Annotated in this window: 15 protein-coding genes; 11 read left to right on the forward strand and 4 right to left on the reverse strand. The window is 39.2% G+C overall.

Annotation, left to right across the window (positions count from 1 at the left end; genetic code table 11):
• Positions 1 to 61: 61 nt before the first annotated feature.
• Positions 62 to 1,459: a sulfatase-like hydrolase/transferase gene (locus tag GD597_RS18685; protein ID WP_171609432.1), complete on the reverse strand. Its 1,398-nt coding sequence runs from the start codon at positions 1,457 to 1,459 to the stop codon at positions 62 to 64.
• A gap of 222 nt (positions 1,460 to 1,681) precedes the next feature.
• A complete protein-coding gene (gene serS, locus GD597_RS18690) occupies positions 1,682 to 2,953 on the reverse strand; it encodes a serine--tRNA ligase (protein WP_171609433.1) in 1,272 nt (423 codons plus the stop codon).
• Between the two features lie 310 nt (positions 2,954 to 3,263).
• On the opposite strand from serS, the gene GD597_RS18695 reads away from it, so the two are divergent.
• The 5 genes from GD597_RS18695 (at position 3,264) to GD597_RS18715 (ending at position 6,290) form a co-directional block, all read left to right on the forward strand.
• Entirely contained in the window at positions 3,264 to 3,611 is a 348-nt protein-coding gene (locus GD597_RS18695; protein ID WP_235954355.1) for a hypothetical protein, read from the forward strand.
• A gap of 10 nt (positions 3,612 to 3,621) precedes the next feature.
• Positions 3,622 to 4,338: a peptidylprolyl isomerase gene (locus tag GD597_RS18700; RefSeq protein WP_171609434.1), complete on the forward strand. Its 717-nt coding sequence runs from the start codon at positions 3,622 to 3,624 to the stop codon at positions 4,336 to 4,338.
• A 54-nt stretch (positions 4,339 to 4,392) separates the two neighbouring features.
• Entirely contained in the window at positions 4,393 to 4,773 is a 381-nt protein-coding gene (gene gcvH / locus GD597_RS18705) for a glycine cleavage system protein GcvH (protein ID WP_171609435.1), read from the forward strand.
• A gap of 133 nt (positions 4,774 to 4,906) precedes the next feature.
• Positions 4,907 to 5,449 (forward strand): RNA polymerase sigma factor, encoded by a 543-nt coding sequence (locus GD597_RS18710; protein WP_171609436.1) that lies wholly within the window; start codon positions 4,907 to 4,909, stop codon positions 5,447 to 5,449.
• A gap of 1 nt (position 5,450) precedes the next feature.
• Positions 5,451 to 6,290, forward strand: coding sequence for an anti-sigma factor (locus GD597_RS18715; RefSeq protein ID WP_171609437.1), 840 nt, complete (start codon positions 5,451 to 5,453; stop codon positions 6,288 to 6,290).
• A 226-nt stretch (positions 6,291 to 6,516) separates the two neighbouring features.
• Here the strand turns inward: GD597_RS18715 and GD597_RS18720 are convergent, their stop codons facing one another.
• Positions 6,517 to 7,593: an iron-containing alcohol dehydrogenase family protein gene (locus tag GD597_RS18720; protein WP_171609438.1), complete on the reverse strand. Its 1,077-nt coding sequence runs from the start codon at positions 7,591 to 7,593 to the stop codon at positions 6,517 to 6,519.
• Between the two features lie 35 nt (positions 7,594 to 7,628).
• Positions 7,629 to 8,105 carry a regulatory protein RecX gene (locus GD597_RS18725; protein ID WP_317170322.1) on the reverse strand — a complete coding sequence of 159 codons (477 nt, stop codon included), beginning with the start codon at positions 8,103 to 8,105 and terminating at the stop codon, positions 7,629 to 7,631.
• An 89-nt stretch (positions 8,106 to 8,194) separates the two neighbouring features.
• On the opposite strand from GD597_RS18725, the gene GD597_RS18730 reads away from it, so the two are divergent.
• The 6 genes from GD597_RS18730 to GD597_RS18755 all read left to right on the forward strand — a co-directional run bounded on the left by GD597_RS18730 (position 8,195) and on the right by GD597_RS18755 (position 15,918).
• On the forward strand, positions 8,195 to 8,602 hold the full coding sequence (locus tag GD597_RS18730; protein WP_171609439.1) for a response regulator: 408 nt from the start codon (positions 8,195 to 8,197) through the stop codon (positions 8,600 to 8,602).
• A gap of 118 nt (positions 8,603 to 8,720) precedes the next feature.
• Complete coding sequence (gene dnaN / locus GD597_RS18735) at positions 8,721 to 9,836, forward strand: DNA polymerase III subunit beta (RefSeq protein ID WP_171609440.1); 1,116 nt, start codon at positions 8,721 to 8,723, stop codon at positions 9,834 to 9,836.
• A gap of 208 nt (positions 9,837 to 10,044) precedes the next feature.
• On the forward strand, positions 10,045 to 10,503 hold the full coding sequence (locus tag GD597_RS18740) for a DinB family protein (RefSeq protein WP_171609441.1): 459 nt from the start codon (positions 10,045 to 10,047) through the stop codon (positions 10,501 to 10,503).
• 153 nt (positions 10,504 to 10,656) lie between these two features.
• Positions 10,657 to 13,800, forward strand: coding sequence for an ATP-dependent helicase (locus GD597_RS18745; protein ID WP_171609442.1), 3,144 nt, complete (start codon positions 10,657 to 10,659; stop codon positions 13,798 to 13,800).
• A 169-nt stretch (positions 13,801 to 13,969) separates the two neighbouring features.
• A complete protein-coding gene (locus GD597_RS18750) occupies positions 13,970 to 15,379 on the forward strand; it encodes an Ig-like domain-containing protein (RefSeq protein ID WP_171609443.1) in 1,410 nt (469 codons plus the stop codon).
• Positions 15,380 to 15,414: 35 nt separating this feature from the next.
• Complete coding sequence (locus GD597_RS18755) at positions 15,415 to 15,918, forward strand: hypothetical protein (RefSeq protein ID WP_171609444.1); 504 nt, start codon at positions 15,415 to 15,417, stop codon at positions 15,916 to 15,918.
• Positions 15,919 to 16,308 lie beyond the last annotated feature (390 nt).

Genomic DNA, 16,308 nt, shown 5'->3' on the forward strand with positions numbered 1-16,308 from the left:
CAGAATGTAAAAAAAAGCCCGGGAACAATAATTCCCGGGCCCATTCTCAGATAAAGTATAATTATTTTAATGTTGACATAATTGCTTTAAAATTTTTGGAAATCTTCTTTTCAGCAGCAGTCATCTGCGCTGATTTTATGGGTGATAATTCCTTAGGATCAAGGATAATATTATAGAATTTTCCACCATCATATTGTTTATAGGTTGTATCCTGTGTCCACCGTTTTAAAGTATTTGAGGCGCCACCTTTTACTTCAGGCTGGTAATGGTTAAATGTCCAGCTTCTTGGAGTGCCAGCCTGGCCCAGCAAACGCGGATAAAAGCTAATACCATCCAGTGTGCCATAATTGGCAGGTACCGGAATATTTGCAATACCGGCAATAGTGGGCAAAAAGTCGGTGAAATTGATCATATCGCGGTTAATACTACCAGCTGCAATTTTACCAGGCCAAAGAGCAAACATAGGTACATGTGTTCCAGCTTCGGTGCTTTGGGTTTTGCCACCCTGGTAATCCTGACCCATAAAACGGGAAGTAATTTGGGTGCTGGTACCATTATCGCCCACATAAAAAATGATGGTGTTATTGGCCAAACCTGCACTTTTTACCTTATTGATAATTTGTCCAATTTTTATATCCATATATTTTGCCATAGAAGGATAAAATTTTGGATCAGAAATACCGGCTTTTGAATCCCAGCCTGCAAATTCAGGGTCTAAGGGCGTTGGCGAAAATGGGTCGTGGGTTAATACCTGTGTATAATAAATAAAAAATGGCGTATTAAGATGCTGATCTATAAAAGTCTCGGCATAACTCTCAAACATATCTTCACCATATAATCCGGCAGTTTGCTGGCGGGGAATTACAGCGCCATCTTTATAAATAGAAGGATCTTTATATCGTGAGCCTTTGCCTTCTCCATCATATGCAAAAGGGTTATAAATCATATAATCGTCAAACCCAAATTTTTTGATAGAAGCATCTCCGCCATCCAATTGCCATTTACCAGATACCAGGGTACTATACCCCTGATCCTGTAGCATATTGGCAATGGTACGATTGGTAGTATCCATTACACCCCAAACGGTATAATTTCTAAAATTGTATTTGCCGGTTAATAGGCTAACCCTGCTTGGAGAACAAAGCGGTGAACTGCGTACCTGTGTAAATCGCATCCCATCCTGTGCCATTTTATCTAAATTGGGTGTTGTATACGATTGGCCACCGTTAACAGTGGGCACTTCATAGCCTACATCATCGCCAAGTATTAGAATAATATTGGGCTTTGTACTTGCCTGAAGGGCATTTACATTGTTGGCGGCTGTATGAATATTGGTTAAACTATTGCTTTTGTTGCAGCCAACAGTTAATTGTAATGCCAGTATTACCAGTAGGCTATTTGTAATGCTACGCAAATAATAAAAATTGGTGTGGGCGGTTTGGGGGTTTAAGTTGTTCATCTTATTGGTTGTAAAAAATTATCTAAATGCAATGCAAGGGTACTTTAAATTTTATAAAGCATTGATTAATACGGCTTATGATTTTATTAATTTTTATGCTGCCACAAAGGTGGAACTCTGAACCGAGCGTGGCAAGCGGCGCTATATTATTAACCTACAGCTTAGTACCAACATAAAAAAAGCCTGTTCTGGCAACAGGCTTCATAAAGGTGAACATTTTTCTTAATTAATGATTGCCGCCCCAAAATATGGCTGCAAAGCAGCAGGAATATTTATACCCGCTTCGGTTTGATTATTTTCTATCAAACTGGCAAAAATGCGGGGCAATGCCAGCGAACTGCCATTGAGCGAATGGGTTAATTGCATTTTACCATCGGCATCTTTAAACCTGCATTTTAACCTGTTGGTTTGAAAGCTTTCAAAATTACTTACACTGCTTACTTCCAGCCAGCGCTCCTGTGCTGCGCTATATACTTCAAAATCGTAGGTAATGGCGCTGGTAAAGCCCATATCGCCGCCACATAAACGTAAAATGCGATAAGGTAATTCCAATGATTGTAACAGCTTTTCTACATGAAGAATCATATCATCCAGTGCCTGATAACTGTTATCGGGGTGTACAATTTGTATAATTTCAATTTTCTCAAACTGGTGTACCCTGTTTAAGCCACGTACCTCTTTACCAAAGCTGCCAGCTTCCCTGCGAAAGCAGGGTGAATAAGCCGTCATTCTAATGGGCAAATCGCTTTCTTTTACAATGGTATCTCTGTAAATATTGGTAACAGGTACTTCGGCAGTGGGTATCAGGTAAAAATTATCTTCTGTGGCATGATACATTTGCCCCTCTTTATCGGGTAACTGACCGGTGGCATAAGCACTGGCTTCGTTCACCATAAATGGCGGAATATATTCGTAATAACCCGCAGCCGTATTATAATCCAGAAAATATTGTATCAGGCTACGTTGTAACCTGGCCCCTTTACCCGTATAGAGCGGAAAACCACTACCGGTAATTTTAGCACCTGTTTCAAAGTCAACCAGTTTTAATTCCTTTATCAAATCCCAATGCGGTTTGGCGCCGGCGTACAAAGTGGGTTTTACGCCACCTTCCCTAACCACTTCATTATCTTCCGGTGTTTTACCGGCAGGCACTTGTTCGTTGGGCAGATTTGGCAATTGCACCAGCGTTTCCTGCAGCCTTTTTTCTACTTCCGTCATGCTGGCGGTAAGTGAGGCAACCTCGGTTTTGTTAACTGCTACTTCGGCTTTAAGGGCTTCGGCGCCGGCTTTATCGCCTTGTGCCATTAGTTTTCCAATATCTTTAGAAGCACTGTTTATTTTAGATTGCGAAAGATCGAAAGCAGCTTGAAGTTTTTTACGTTCATCATCCAATGCAATAATAGCATCTACCAATTCGGGCTGTTTAAAATTTCTAATGGCCAGCCTTTCTTTAACCCAATCTGTTTTTGTGCGCAGCACATTCACCTGTAACATAATAACATCAATTTGCGGCAAAGGTATAAGTTGTAAGTATTAAGCGCATATAACAAGGCTATTTTTATGGGCCCGGCATGGGTAACCGGCAGTGGGCTTTACTTGCGTCGCACTCTTGTACACCAAAATATATGGCAACAATTTTGGGTAACCAAATAACAGGTGTAAAGCAAAAAATTTAAAAAAGCCTGGTTCTACAAAAGTATTGGCTACTGCCAAAAACAATTACAGTAATGCCCGCATTACCATTAACGAAAAAAGTTAATAGCCGGCAGGGTACATACCAATACACTTGTCTTACATTTGCGGCATGATGAATGTGACAGATGATTTGCAGCAGCGCTGGTGGCAATTAGAAGCTAAATTGTTGGCACAATTTGGCAAAAAGCCCGATATGGAAGGCATCCTTTTTTTAATTGGTTTGCAGGAAACCAATTTTATGCCTCAAAAAATTACCAAAGAACAAAAGCAGGATATGATGCATGTAGCCGTATGTACCTTACTGGCACAAAGCGGCTTTTATGTATTGGAAGGCCACGATGAAGAAGGTTGGCCACATTTTAAACAAATTAATGAACTACCCGTAAACGGATTGATAGAACAGGAAAATTTTTTAAAAGACCATATTTTACTTTACTTCGATAAACAAGGATTCTAAAAACAAATTCATGAAGCAATCATTTTTTTTATTAGCCGCACTTCTTTTATTAAATTTTGCCCATGCGCAAAACAAACCTGTAGTAAAACCTAAGCCCGCCACTGGGCAGAAAGTTGCGCCCATTGTAAAAGAAAGACTGGTACAGGTAACTACCGATTATGGAACGATGATTATTAAGCTGTACAACGAAACACCACAGCACCGCGATAATTTTATAAGTAAAGTAAAAGCTGGGTTTTTTGACAGTTTGTTGTTTCACAGAATTATTCAGGAGTTTATGATTCAGGGTGGAGACCCCGATAGCAAATATGCCCCCGATGGACAAATGCTGGGAGCTGGTGATGCGCCTGGTGGCAGAATACCACAGGAGTTTAATACCAAGCTGATTCATAAAAAAGGTGTTTTGGCCGCTGCAAGGGATAACAACCCTGAAAAAGCCAGCAGTAATTGCCAGTTTTATATTGTACAGGGTAAAAAATGCACCGATATTGAAATTAACCAGGTAGAATGTAATATTCGCAGTAGTGACCCTGCTTTCACCTATACCACCGCACAAAGAAATATTTATAAAACCATTGGCGGTGTACCATTTCTCGACCAGAATTATACCGTTTTTGGAGAAGTAACCAAAGGCCTTGAGGTAATTGATAAAATTGCAGCATTACCAAAAGATGGCAGCGACAGGCCGTTACAAAACGTACGTTTTAAAATGAAAATGCTTAACTAGCATTTGCGGTTTATCAAAATTTTTAATTCATATTTGTAATCTAAACATAATCAAATGAGCTTCCCTTCTAATGTAAAATATACCAAAGACCACGAGTGGATCAGGATTGAATCTGAAAATATTGCCCTTGTTGGTATTACCCATTTTGCCCAACAGGAATTAGGTGATATTGTATATGTAGATATTGCCACAGTAGGTAACGCCTTACAAAAAGATGAAGTATTTGGCACCGTAGAAGCTGTAAAAACAGTAAGTGATCTTTTTTTACCTGTAAGCGGCACTGTACTGGAAGTAAACGCCACCTTGAATAAACAACCAGATCTGGTAAACACTGACCCCTATGGAGAAGGTTGGATGATTAAATTGGCAGTAGCTGATATAGCCGATATTGATGGCCTGATGGATGCTGCAGCTTACGAGCAATTAGTTGGATAAGAATGGCAATGTTGAATGCCAGGTGAATAAACCATTGGCAAAATCTTTTGTTATAAGCCAAATGGCTGTACTTTGTTGTGCAGGTAAAATAATATAACCTGAAAGCTAACCTATTAACAGTTTCCGCTATAAAATGCCAGATACAATAAAATATACCGAAACAGAATTGGTGCTCTTGTTAAAAGAACGGGACCAATCTGCATTTGGTTATTTATACGATAATTATTCAGGGGCATTATTCAATATTGTATTGGCAATTATACCCGACAGAGAATTAGCCAGCGATGTTTTACAGGAGGTATTTGTTAAAATATGGCGGCAGGTAGCCCTGTATGATGCAACAAAAGGCCGCTTATTTACCTGGATGATGAATATTGCACGCAATGCATCAATTGATGTTTTACGCAGTAAAAGCTATAATAACAGCCAACAAAACCGGGAGCTAACAGAAAACGTATATGCTAATGCCGGTACTACCGTTACCAATACAGATAAGATAGGATTACGCAAAGTAGTACACTCTTTAAAAGACGAATACAAAATACTTGTTGAGCTTTCTTATTTTGAAGGATATACGCAGGATGAAATCTCCAAAATGCTAAATATTCCCTTGGGTACGGTAAAAACCCGGCTAAGAAACGCATTATTACAACTAAGAGAATTGGTTAAAAATTAAAGTGGATACAAGAGCATATATAGAAAGCGGTATTATTGAAAGCTACATTTTAGGTGTGGCCAGCCCGGAAGAAATAGCCGAGCTGGAATTATTGTGTACTCAATATCCCGAAATAAAAGCCGCCGTAGATGCATTTGCACTTGTAATAGAGCAACAGGCCATGGCAGGTGCCATTACCCCACCGCCTGCTGTAAAAGAAAACCTGATGCAGCAACTGGCTGGCGAATTTGCAGTTAAACAACCAGCCGCTATTTTTACATTGCCCACAACAAATGCAAATGATAACATCAGCATACAACCTGCTGCAGGTTACTGGAAATTTGCTGCCGCAGCCGCGGTTATTTTATTGGTAGCCAGCGCCATACTTAATTTTTATTTATACAGCAATTACCAAAATACCAATACAAAATACGAGGCGCTTTTAACGGAGAAAAATTCGCTGCAAGCCAGTAATGGCGCTTACCAAACCAGGCTGAATTTATTGCAGCAAAGTATGGATATTGTACAAAACCCCGCATACACCCTTGTTGCATTAAATGGTTTACCAGGCAAAGAAAATAACCACGCTACTGTATACTGGAACAGTACTTCACACGACGTTTACTTTCTATCAACAAAAATGGATAAGGTACCACAGGATAAGCAATACCAGCTTTGGGCCATTGTTAATGGCAAACCTGTTGATGCCGGTTTAATTGGTGATTGTACCGATGGTCTTTGCAAACTAAAATCTATAGAAGGTGCCTCCGCATTTGCTATTACGCTTGAACCCAAAGGCGGCAGTATAAACCCCACCACCAGTGCTATGTTTGTGCTGGGTAGTGTAAACAAACAATCTTAATCTCAAAAGCTTTTATGGGTTATTAGCCCAACTGTAAAACATTGGGCATCGCCTCTTGCGTCGCACTCTTGTACGGTTGATTATGGGGCAGCAGGAATTTACCAATAACTGCCCAAATTCCTGCCGCCATGAAAGTGGAACCCCGAACCTAGCGTGGCAAGTAAAGCCACATAATTTAACTACAGCCGGCTACAAAAAATGTATTAAGAAAATTAAACAGGTCTTTTTATAGCTTTTCGTAAAGTGCCCTTAATTTTTCGCGGGTCATAATAGTTTCCCAGTTTTTGCCCAGTGCATTTTCCCATAAAGGTTTCATACCCAGCGAAACATTGATCATGGCATTAAACTGCTCATCTGTAAGTCCGTTACAAATGCCGGTGGGTATTTCGTATCCCCCCTTTTCTACCATGCGTTTAAATTCGGCGGCGCCTTCGGGATAATATTCATCCAAATGGTTCATTACTATACAATTGCCAATTCCGTGTTTTGTACCCAGCAAATAACTTAAACCATAACTTACGGCATGCGCCACACCTACCTGACTGTAAGCAATGCTCATTCCACCTGCATAGCTGGCCATCATTAATTTATCGTCACTTTCTGCATCCCAAACATCTTTTTCAAGAAATATATGGCGGCAAATATCAAGGGCTTTTTCGCCATAGCTTTTGCTAAACTCGTTTAAAAAAGTGCCTTGTAAACTTTCAATACAATGTATATAACAATCCATGCCCGTATAAAACCGTTGGTTAGCTGGAACATCGGCACATAATTCGGGGTCTAATACTATTTGATCAAAGGGGGTAAAATCGCTGTTCATACCCAATTTTTTGGTAGGGCCGGTTAATACGGTTGTGCGGCTTACCTCAGCACCGGTACCGCTTAATGTAGGTATACCGGCTTTATACACACCTGCATATTTTACCAAATCCCAACCCTGATAATCGGCCGAAGAGCCGGGGTTATTCATCATTAAAGCAACTGCTTTGGCAAGATCCATTGCTGAACCGCCACCAATACCTATAATGCCGCTAATAGTGCCAAACTCTTCTTTTAGTTGTCTGGCCAATGCATCTACATAGGTTGTTTTTGGTTCATGTGTTACATCGGCAAAAATAATTTTATCGTTGCCCCTTAACGGAATTCTATTTAGTAAAGCATGACCTGTAAAAAAATGGTCTATTAAAAATATCATGGGGGCACCCGCTTTGCGTTGTGGTGCCAGTATCTCATCTAACTGGTTAAAACTGCCCCTGCCATATACCACATAGCTAACCATTTTAAAATTGCGGAACTGTGCCATAAAGATTTTTTTTGCGAAGGTAACAGATAGTTGGATTATGATGTTGTGTTGGCAGCAGCTTTATCGGCAGCCTGCTTAGCAATGGCGCTTTCAAAGCCCTTTTGTAACAGGTATTGCTGTGTTTTATACATGCGTTGATGAACAGGGTCTTTTTGTAATAGTGCCCATTTTTTTGCAGCCAGCTTATGGGCTGTGGCCAAATAATCATCTTCGTTTATTTGGCTTAAAGCCAGTTTTATATTGGCAGTACTTACTTTTTTAAGTTGCAGCTCATATTTTATTTTGGTTTTACCCCAGTTTTTTATTCTAAACCTGCCACCGGCAAACTGGGTAGCAAAACGTTCCTCGTTCAGGTAGTTTTCTTCAATAAGAATACTAAGCATGGGTTCTACCTGACTTTTATATAAACCCATACCGTATAGTTTTTCTTTTACCTCCTGATGGCTTCTTTCCTGATAAGCACAGAATTGCTTTATTTTGGCTGCAATGGTGGGTGGTATGTCTACAGGCACTTTGGTATCTTTACAATGTCTTAATAAATAATGTGAATCTGCTTTTTAAAATTTCGTAATTTACTCTTTCTGAGACTAAACAAACAAAAATGAATCCCAGCCAATATAATATTCTTCTTGTAGACGATGATCAGGTTTACCAGTTTGCTGCAAGAAAAACCATAGAAGCAACCGGATTAGCGGGTGAGGTAAAAGTATGTAACCATGGCCGTGATGCCATTGAACATTTAACCACCCTAATGCAAAGTACTACCGCTTTGCCTGATATTATTTTTCTCGACATTAATATGCCGGTAATGGATGGCTGGCAGTTTCTGGATTCTTTCCGCAATATTGAAGATATGTTATCCAAAAAAATTACCATATATCTGGTGAGCTCCTCGGTTGATAAAAACGATATGTCAAGATCAAAACAAATTAGTTTGGTTAAAGATTACCTGATTAAACCAGTATATAAAGACATGTTTAGCCAGGTATTACAAACCCTGCACAATTAATTTTAGCCGCATAATTAACATATGCCTGTTAATAAGTAGCTGTAATAAAAATACCTCTTGCATTATATAGTTATTTTACAGTAGGTTTGTTGCAATACATTAATAACATTTACGCATTATGAAATTCATAGTTTCCGCTTCCTCACTCCTTAAACACCTGCAACAGATTAGTGGTGTAATTAATGCCAATACGGTTTTACCAATACTGGAAGATTTCTTATTCGACATAGATGGCAAAAAACTAAATATAATTGCCACTGACTTAGAAACCGTTATGCGGGTTCAAATGGATGTAGAAAGTAAAGAAAATGGCAAAGTTTGTATACCTGCCAAAATATTGATCGATTCTTTAAAAAACATTGCCGATCAACCACTTAGCTTTAATATAGACAAGAACTATGCAGTAGAAATTACCAGCGATAATGGTAAATACAAAGTAATGGGCGAAAACCCCGATAACTTTCCAAAAGAACCGGTGGCCGATGATACCAATACTTTTACCATGAGCAGTACTGCATTGGTAACTGCCATTAATAATACCTTATTTGCCGTAAGCAGCGATGATTTGCGCCCTGCAATGACAGGTGTTTTCTTCGAACTAAAAAAAGAAGCGCTTCAGTTTGTAGCTACCGATGCACACCGCCTGGTACGTTATAAAAGAACCGATGTTACCTGCCCCAAAACAGACAGTTTTATTGTGCCCAAAAAGCCGTTAAACCTGTTAAAAAATGCCTTGCCTAATAACGAGGATGAGCTTAGCATTAGCTATAACAGCAACCATCTTTTTGTAACCCATGGCTCAACACAACTGGTATGTAGGTTAATAGATGCCCGTTTCCCCGATTATAAAGTAGTAATACCTACCGACAACCCGTATAAACTGGTGGTAAACAAACAAGATTTTCAAAATGCCTTGCGCCGCGTTAGTGTATTTAGTAATAAGAGCACCAATCAGGTTGCACTAAATATCAGCGGCAGCGAATTACAACTTGCAGCGCAGGATGTTGACTTTAGCTTTGAAGGCAACGAACGCATGAACTGCCAGTACGATGGTGAAGATTTACAAATTGCTTTTAACGCCAAGTTTTTAATTGAAATGCTGGGTGTGGCCGATTCTGCTGAAGTTAAAGTAGAACTTTCTACCCCCACCAAAGCCGGTATTATAAAACCAACCGAGCAGGGCGATAATGAAGATGTATTAATGCTGGTAATGCCTTTAATGCTAAATAACTAAACGTACAATCATATAATAATTGCCCTGCAAATACACATTGCGGGGCTTTTTTATGGGCCGGGCAAAGAACAATCATCAGGCATTACTTGCGTCGCACACTTGTACTCCAGGGCACCTATCATCAATTAATACATGATAAAATATGGGGTAAACAACTGAAAATCTTACTTATTTAGTGTAAATTTCCTGTTACTTTATATAAAAAAATATGCCATCATTAGATACACTTGTAGCAAACTTAGCACAAAAAATTCCGCAGGCAGGCCTTGGAGTAGCTGCTATATCAGCATCGCCGGTAGGCTGGCATATAGAACATAGTTTATTAACCATCAATGCTATTATTGATCAATTACACCGGTCTGATACAACTAAATATAAATGGAAGTTTAAATTGCCAAAACTTATTGTTTTTACCACCAAAAAGATACCAAGAGGCAGGGCAAAAGCACCGGCTGCAGTGCAACCCAATACCTTTACTGAAGGCAGCCTACAACAGCACATTCAACTTACCAAAGAAAAAATAAACAGCCTTGCAACCTGTCAGGCAGATCAATATTTTAATCATCCTTTTTTTGGTCATCTTAGGTTAAAGGATACCATAAAGTTTCTGCAAATTCATACTGCCCATCATCTAAGCATTATAAACGATATTATTAAGGCCGGATAATTACGGCTGATTAATATGCCGTTTCACCAATTTTTGTATTTTAAAACAGCTGCATAGTATTACCAGCCGTACAAGTGAGTGACACAAGGATGCTGCACAATGTTACCCATGCCGGTAACACAAACAATTGGCACTTAGCACTATCTTTGAAACATGGCAAACGCATTGCAAACCGATAAATACCAACAGATTTATGACCGCCTGAACGCCAGACAAAAACTGGCAGTAGACACTATTGAAGGCCCTGTGATGGTTATTGCTGGTCCGGGAACCGGTAAAACCCAAATTCTAAGTGCCCGCATAGGCAAAATATTACTGGAGACAGATTCAAAACCCGAGAACATTCTTTGCCTTACCTATACTGATGCAGGTGTGGTGGCCATGCGTAAAAGGCTTTTACAATTTATTGGTGCTGATGCCTACAAGGTGAACTTATATACGTTTCATGCATTTTGTAACGATATTATACAGGAAAATTTACAGTTGTTTGAGAAAACCGCCATGGACCCTGTATCTGACCTGGAAAGGATTGAATACTTTAAGGAATTGATTGATGCCTTTCCTAAAAATCATCCATTAAAACGGTATCGGGGGGATGTGTATTTTGAAATAAATAACCTGCAGTCTTTGTTTAGTACCATGAAAAGGGAAGGCTGGACACCTGAGTTGATTAATAACAGCATTGATACCTATTTGCAGGATATCACTACCCGTGACGAGTTTATTTATAAAAAAGCCTATAAACAATTTAAAGCCGGCGATTTAAAACAAAATAAGGTAGACGAAGAAACTGAGAAAATGGAAAAACTGCGTGCAGCAGTTAATGAGTTTGACCGTTTTCAACAATTGATGCGCAGAAAAAACCGTTACGATTTTGATGATATGATTAATTGGGTAATTACCGCTTTTGCCCAAAACCCGCATTTGCTTACACGTTATCAGGAGCAGTTTTTATATGTGTTGGTTGATGAGTATCAGGATACCAGTGGTACGCAAAACCAACTGGTACAACAATTAATTAGCTATTGGGATAAACCCAATGTTTTTGTAGTGGGCGATGATGATCAGAGCATTTACCGTTTTCAGGGTGCCAATGTAGAAAATATGCTGGCCTTTGCCAATCGGTTTCAGCAGCATTTGTTAACTGTGGTACTTACCAGTAATTACCGCTCCACCCAACCAATTCTGGATGTTTCTAAAATATTAATTGATAATAATGAAGAACGACTGGTTAGGCAGATAGAAGGATTATCAAAAGAGCTGGAAGCTGCCAATACTAGTATTAACCAACTTACCAACCAACCTCAAATTTTTCAATACGAAACGCAGCGGCAGGAATTAATTGGCATTACACTACAGGTTGAAGCCCTATTACAAAAAGGCATAGCACCGGGTAGTATTGGCATTATTTATAAAGAAAACAAGTATGGCGAGGAGCTGGCCAAATATTGCAAATTGCGTAATATACCGGTATACAGTAAACGCAACCTGAATATTTTAGAAATACCATTGGCACAAAAGATAATATTGCTATTGCGGTATCTGGCAGCCGAACATGATACTCCCTTTGGTGGCGATGAAATGCTGTTTGAGTTATTGCATTTTGATTGGTTTGCCATTCCGCCCATTGAAATTGCCAAAACCAGTATTGAAGTGGCGGCCACCCAGTTTAGCGATAAAAAAACCTCTATACGCAAAATATTGGTTGATAAAAGCAATCAGCCCCCCAGGGATCTTTTTGCACAGGGTGTACACCCTCAATTAAAAAAGGCGAGTCTAATTATTGAAAATCTGGTGGGTGCCGTACCCAATACCACCCTGCAAATGCTGTTTGAGCAAATTATTCAGCAGGTGGGTATATTAAACCAGATAATGCAGCGTGATGAGAAATTATGGTTGCTTAAAGTACTTACGGCCTTATTTGATTTTGTAAAAGAAGAAACCCGCCGCAACCCCTTTTTAACGCTGCAGCAGTTGGTAAATATTATTGAGCTGATGCAAAAGGAAAACCTTTCTTTACCATTGGTAGAAGTAAGTGGCAGCGATAAAGGTGTAAACCTGCTTACTGCACATGGCAGCAAAGGGTTAGAGTTTGCCTATGTTTTTGTGGCCGGTTGCAATGCTGCCTTTTGGGAAAAAAAGCGCAAACCAGGTGGTGGATATAGTTTCCCTGATACTATTTTTACCAGCCAGCCAAAACAGGCCGAAATTGAGGAATTACGCCGCTTATTTTATGTAGCCTTAACACGTGCAGAAATACAATTGCATATTTCTTACAGTCAGTTTAAAAACGATGGTAAGGAAATGGAGCCCTCGATGTTTATTGCCGAAATACAGCAACAACAGCCATTATCATTTACAAAAGTTAATCTGCCAGCAGAAGATATAGCAGAATTTCAGGCATTGGAAATAGCCAATATAATTGCACCTGAAATTGCCCGGATTGAGGAAGATTTTATCCATAACATGCTGGATAAATTTGTAATGAATGTAACGGCATTAAACAATTACCTGAAATGCCCGCTGGAGTTTTATTATAAAAACCTGATTCGTATACCCTCGCCAAAAAATGAGGCAACGGAGTTTGGATCGGCAGTGCATTATGCGTTGGAAAAACTGTTTACCAAAATGCAACTGGCCAATAATGTTTTTCCTGCCAAACAGGAATTTATCAGCGATTTTGAATGGTACCTGCACCGCCACCGCGAAAGTTTTACAAAAGAACAATTTGCCCGCCGGCTGGAATATGGGCAGGAAGTATTAAGCAACTATTACGAAAAATACCTGGGCAGCTGGAACCGTATTGTAGCGGTAGAACGCAACATACGTAATGTTACAGTAAACAATGTGCCTTTAAAGGGCAAACTGGATAAGCTGGAATTTGACGGAAAACAGGTAAACGTGGTTGATTATAAAACGGGTAATGTAGATAATGCAAAAGATAAATTGCTGCCACCCAATGATAAAGCACCTGATGGTGGTGATTATTGGCGTCAGGCTGTTTTTTATAAAATTCTGGTAGATAATTACGGACAAAAAGACTGGCAGGTAGTAAGCAGTGAATTTGATTTTATTGAACCCGATAAAAAGAAAGAATACCAACGCAAAAAACTGGTAATCAAACCTGAGGATATTACCACTGTAAAACATCAGATTAGCAGTGTGTGGGAAAAAATCCAATCACGTGATTTTTATACTGGCTGCGGAAAGCCCGACTGCCATTGGTGCAATTTTGTAAAAACAAATAACCTGGCCATAGCCCTGCACGAAATACAGGAAGAAGAGGATGAAGTGTAAAAATGCTGCGCAATGGCCCAGGCGTACAAGAGTGCGACGCAAGTAAAGCTGATATCAGCATTTGGTTTGGCACATAAAAGCTATCGGCTTAAATTGTTTTAGGGGATTGTTAGGAATCTAAACCATATAAAGCCATTATGTTTGCACCTTGAATTATTAAAACGAATACATGAAGAGGGTATCAGCCATTTTACTGGCCGGCTTGCTGGCGGTAGTTTTTGTACAATTTAATACGGGTTGTGCCAATATCATTCCACCTACAGGTGGCCCAAAAGATTCTTTACCACCGGTATTGATTAGTGTATTACCCAAAGATTCTACGCTAAATTTTACAGGCAATAAAATAGTTTTCACTTTTGAAGAATATGTATTGCTGGATGATAAGATTAATGATGAACTGGTAGTATCGCCCAACCCTGATTTTATGCCCATTGTAGAAGGCAAATTAAAAAATGTTACCGTAAAGCTTAAAGACTCGCTTAAGCCCAATACCACTTATTATATCAACTTTGGCAATGCCATTAAAGATGTAAATGAGGGGAATAAACTAAGGCATTTTACCTATGTTTTTTCTACCGGAAAAGAATTGTCCAGCGGCACAATTTCGGGTAAGGTTACACTGGCAGAAACTGGCGAAACAGATTCTACCCTGCTGGTTTTATTATATACCAACCTGACAGATAGTGCTGTTAAGAAAAACAAACCAGAATTTTTTACCCATTTAGACAGCAGCGGCCATTTTACATTTAAATACCTTCCAAAAGATACATTTGCTATTTATGTAGTGCCCAACGATTATTCAAAACGATATGACGATAGTACCAAAATATTTGCCTTTTTTGATACCACCATTGATGTAAACAATTACAAGGATAGCGTTCAGTTATTTGCCTACCAGCAAGAGAAGGCTAAACCAAAACCAAGTGTTTCATCAAGTAATAATAACGATAAAAAGAATGCCAAAGAAGAGGACAAACGCCTGAAATTAAGTACCGATATTGATAAAAACGAACAAGGCCTGCTTACCCCTTTAAGCATGCTGTTAAGCAGAAAAGTTACTGTATTTGATTCTGCAAAAATTATACTAAGCGATACCAATTATAAGCCTCTAAGTGGTTATAGTTTTATAAAAGATACTTCGTTTAAAAAATTCTCGCTGCAATATAAATGGCCGGAGAATGAACCATTTATTCTGGTAATTCAAAAAGAATCTTTTGCAGATAGTGCCGGCATTACACTTAGTAAAAACGATACCATCAAATTTGTTTCTAAAAGAGAAAGCCAGTATGGTAGTGTTCGATTGCATTTTAATAACCTGAATCTTGACAAAAACCCGGTGCTGCAATTAATGCTGGAGAATAAAATTTACCAATCAGTAATACTTACAGGTGCAGATTGGAGCGCAAAATTATTTGAGCCGGGAGAATATGAATTAAGGCTTTTATATGATGACAATAAAAATGGTGTATGGGATGCTGGAAATTTTGATGCCCGAAAACAACCTGAAAAGGTACAGCGTATTCCACGCAAATTAACCATAAAACCCAACTGGGATAATGAAGTGGATATAAACCTGTAACCTTATTCATCACCAACAAACCAGATGTACAATTAATGAATATTTACGAACCATATATGGTTATTACAGATGATGATAGCCGTTTGCAAATTGCATTGGGTGCCGTTGGAGAAAGGTTTAATTTTATTATTACCCGCGCCTTACCAATTGGGCTTATAATGCTAACCTGGCTTGTATTACAGCAAATTGGCGCCTATATTCCCATGGGTTGGATATATGTAATTATTACTGGTGTAGTGCTGGTTGCATTATATGGTTTTACCAAAAAAAATATGGTTGAAATAACCATCACATCAACGGGGGTAGAAATGGTTCAGCAATCCATTAGCGGCAGTAAGCATATTAATATTCCGGTGTCGGGTATTGAACGTATTAGCTATTCCACCTCAAAAAGTAAAACACCCCTAACCGTATTTACGTTGTATACAAATACGCAAAAAAAATACCCGCTATTACGCATAGCAGGCATACCGCAACATATTACTGGCGTATCCAATCAGCTTACTAAACTATTATCGGTTATTCCACAGCAGGCATAATATCATGCAATGATATTAGGGTAAAATGTAAATACCAGCAGTATATTTTTATGGCATCGGCTGTTGCGTCGCAAGCACTTTATCGTTCCACTTTTATGGCAGCAAATAACAGCCATTTTATACCACAAAACTACATTTTGCCGCCATAAAACCAGCACCCCGAAACGAGCGTGGCAAGCGGCGATGCCATAAAAAACTGAAGTTGACCCACACATATCATAGCTATAATTTTCGGGAATTTATGTACTGTCATAGGTTATAAAATGAATTGCATAAAAAACCCCGAGGGGCGTTTTGGCCCCCGGGGTTTGAAACTGCAACAACTGTAACGCTTAGAAAATCCTTTAAGGAAGGATTTTATTCCGGCTTAAGGCGCTTCCACACAACCTA

The sequence above is a fragment of the Limnovirga soli genome (assembly GCF_013106755.1).
GTDB lineage: Bacteria > Bacteroidota > Bacteroidia > Chitinophagales > Chitinophagaceae > Limnovirga > Limnovirga soli.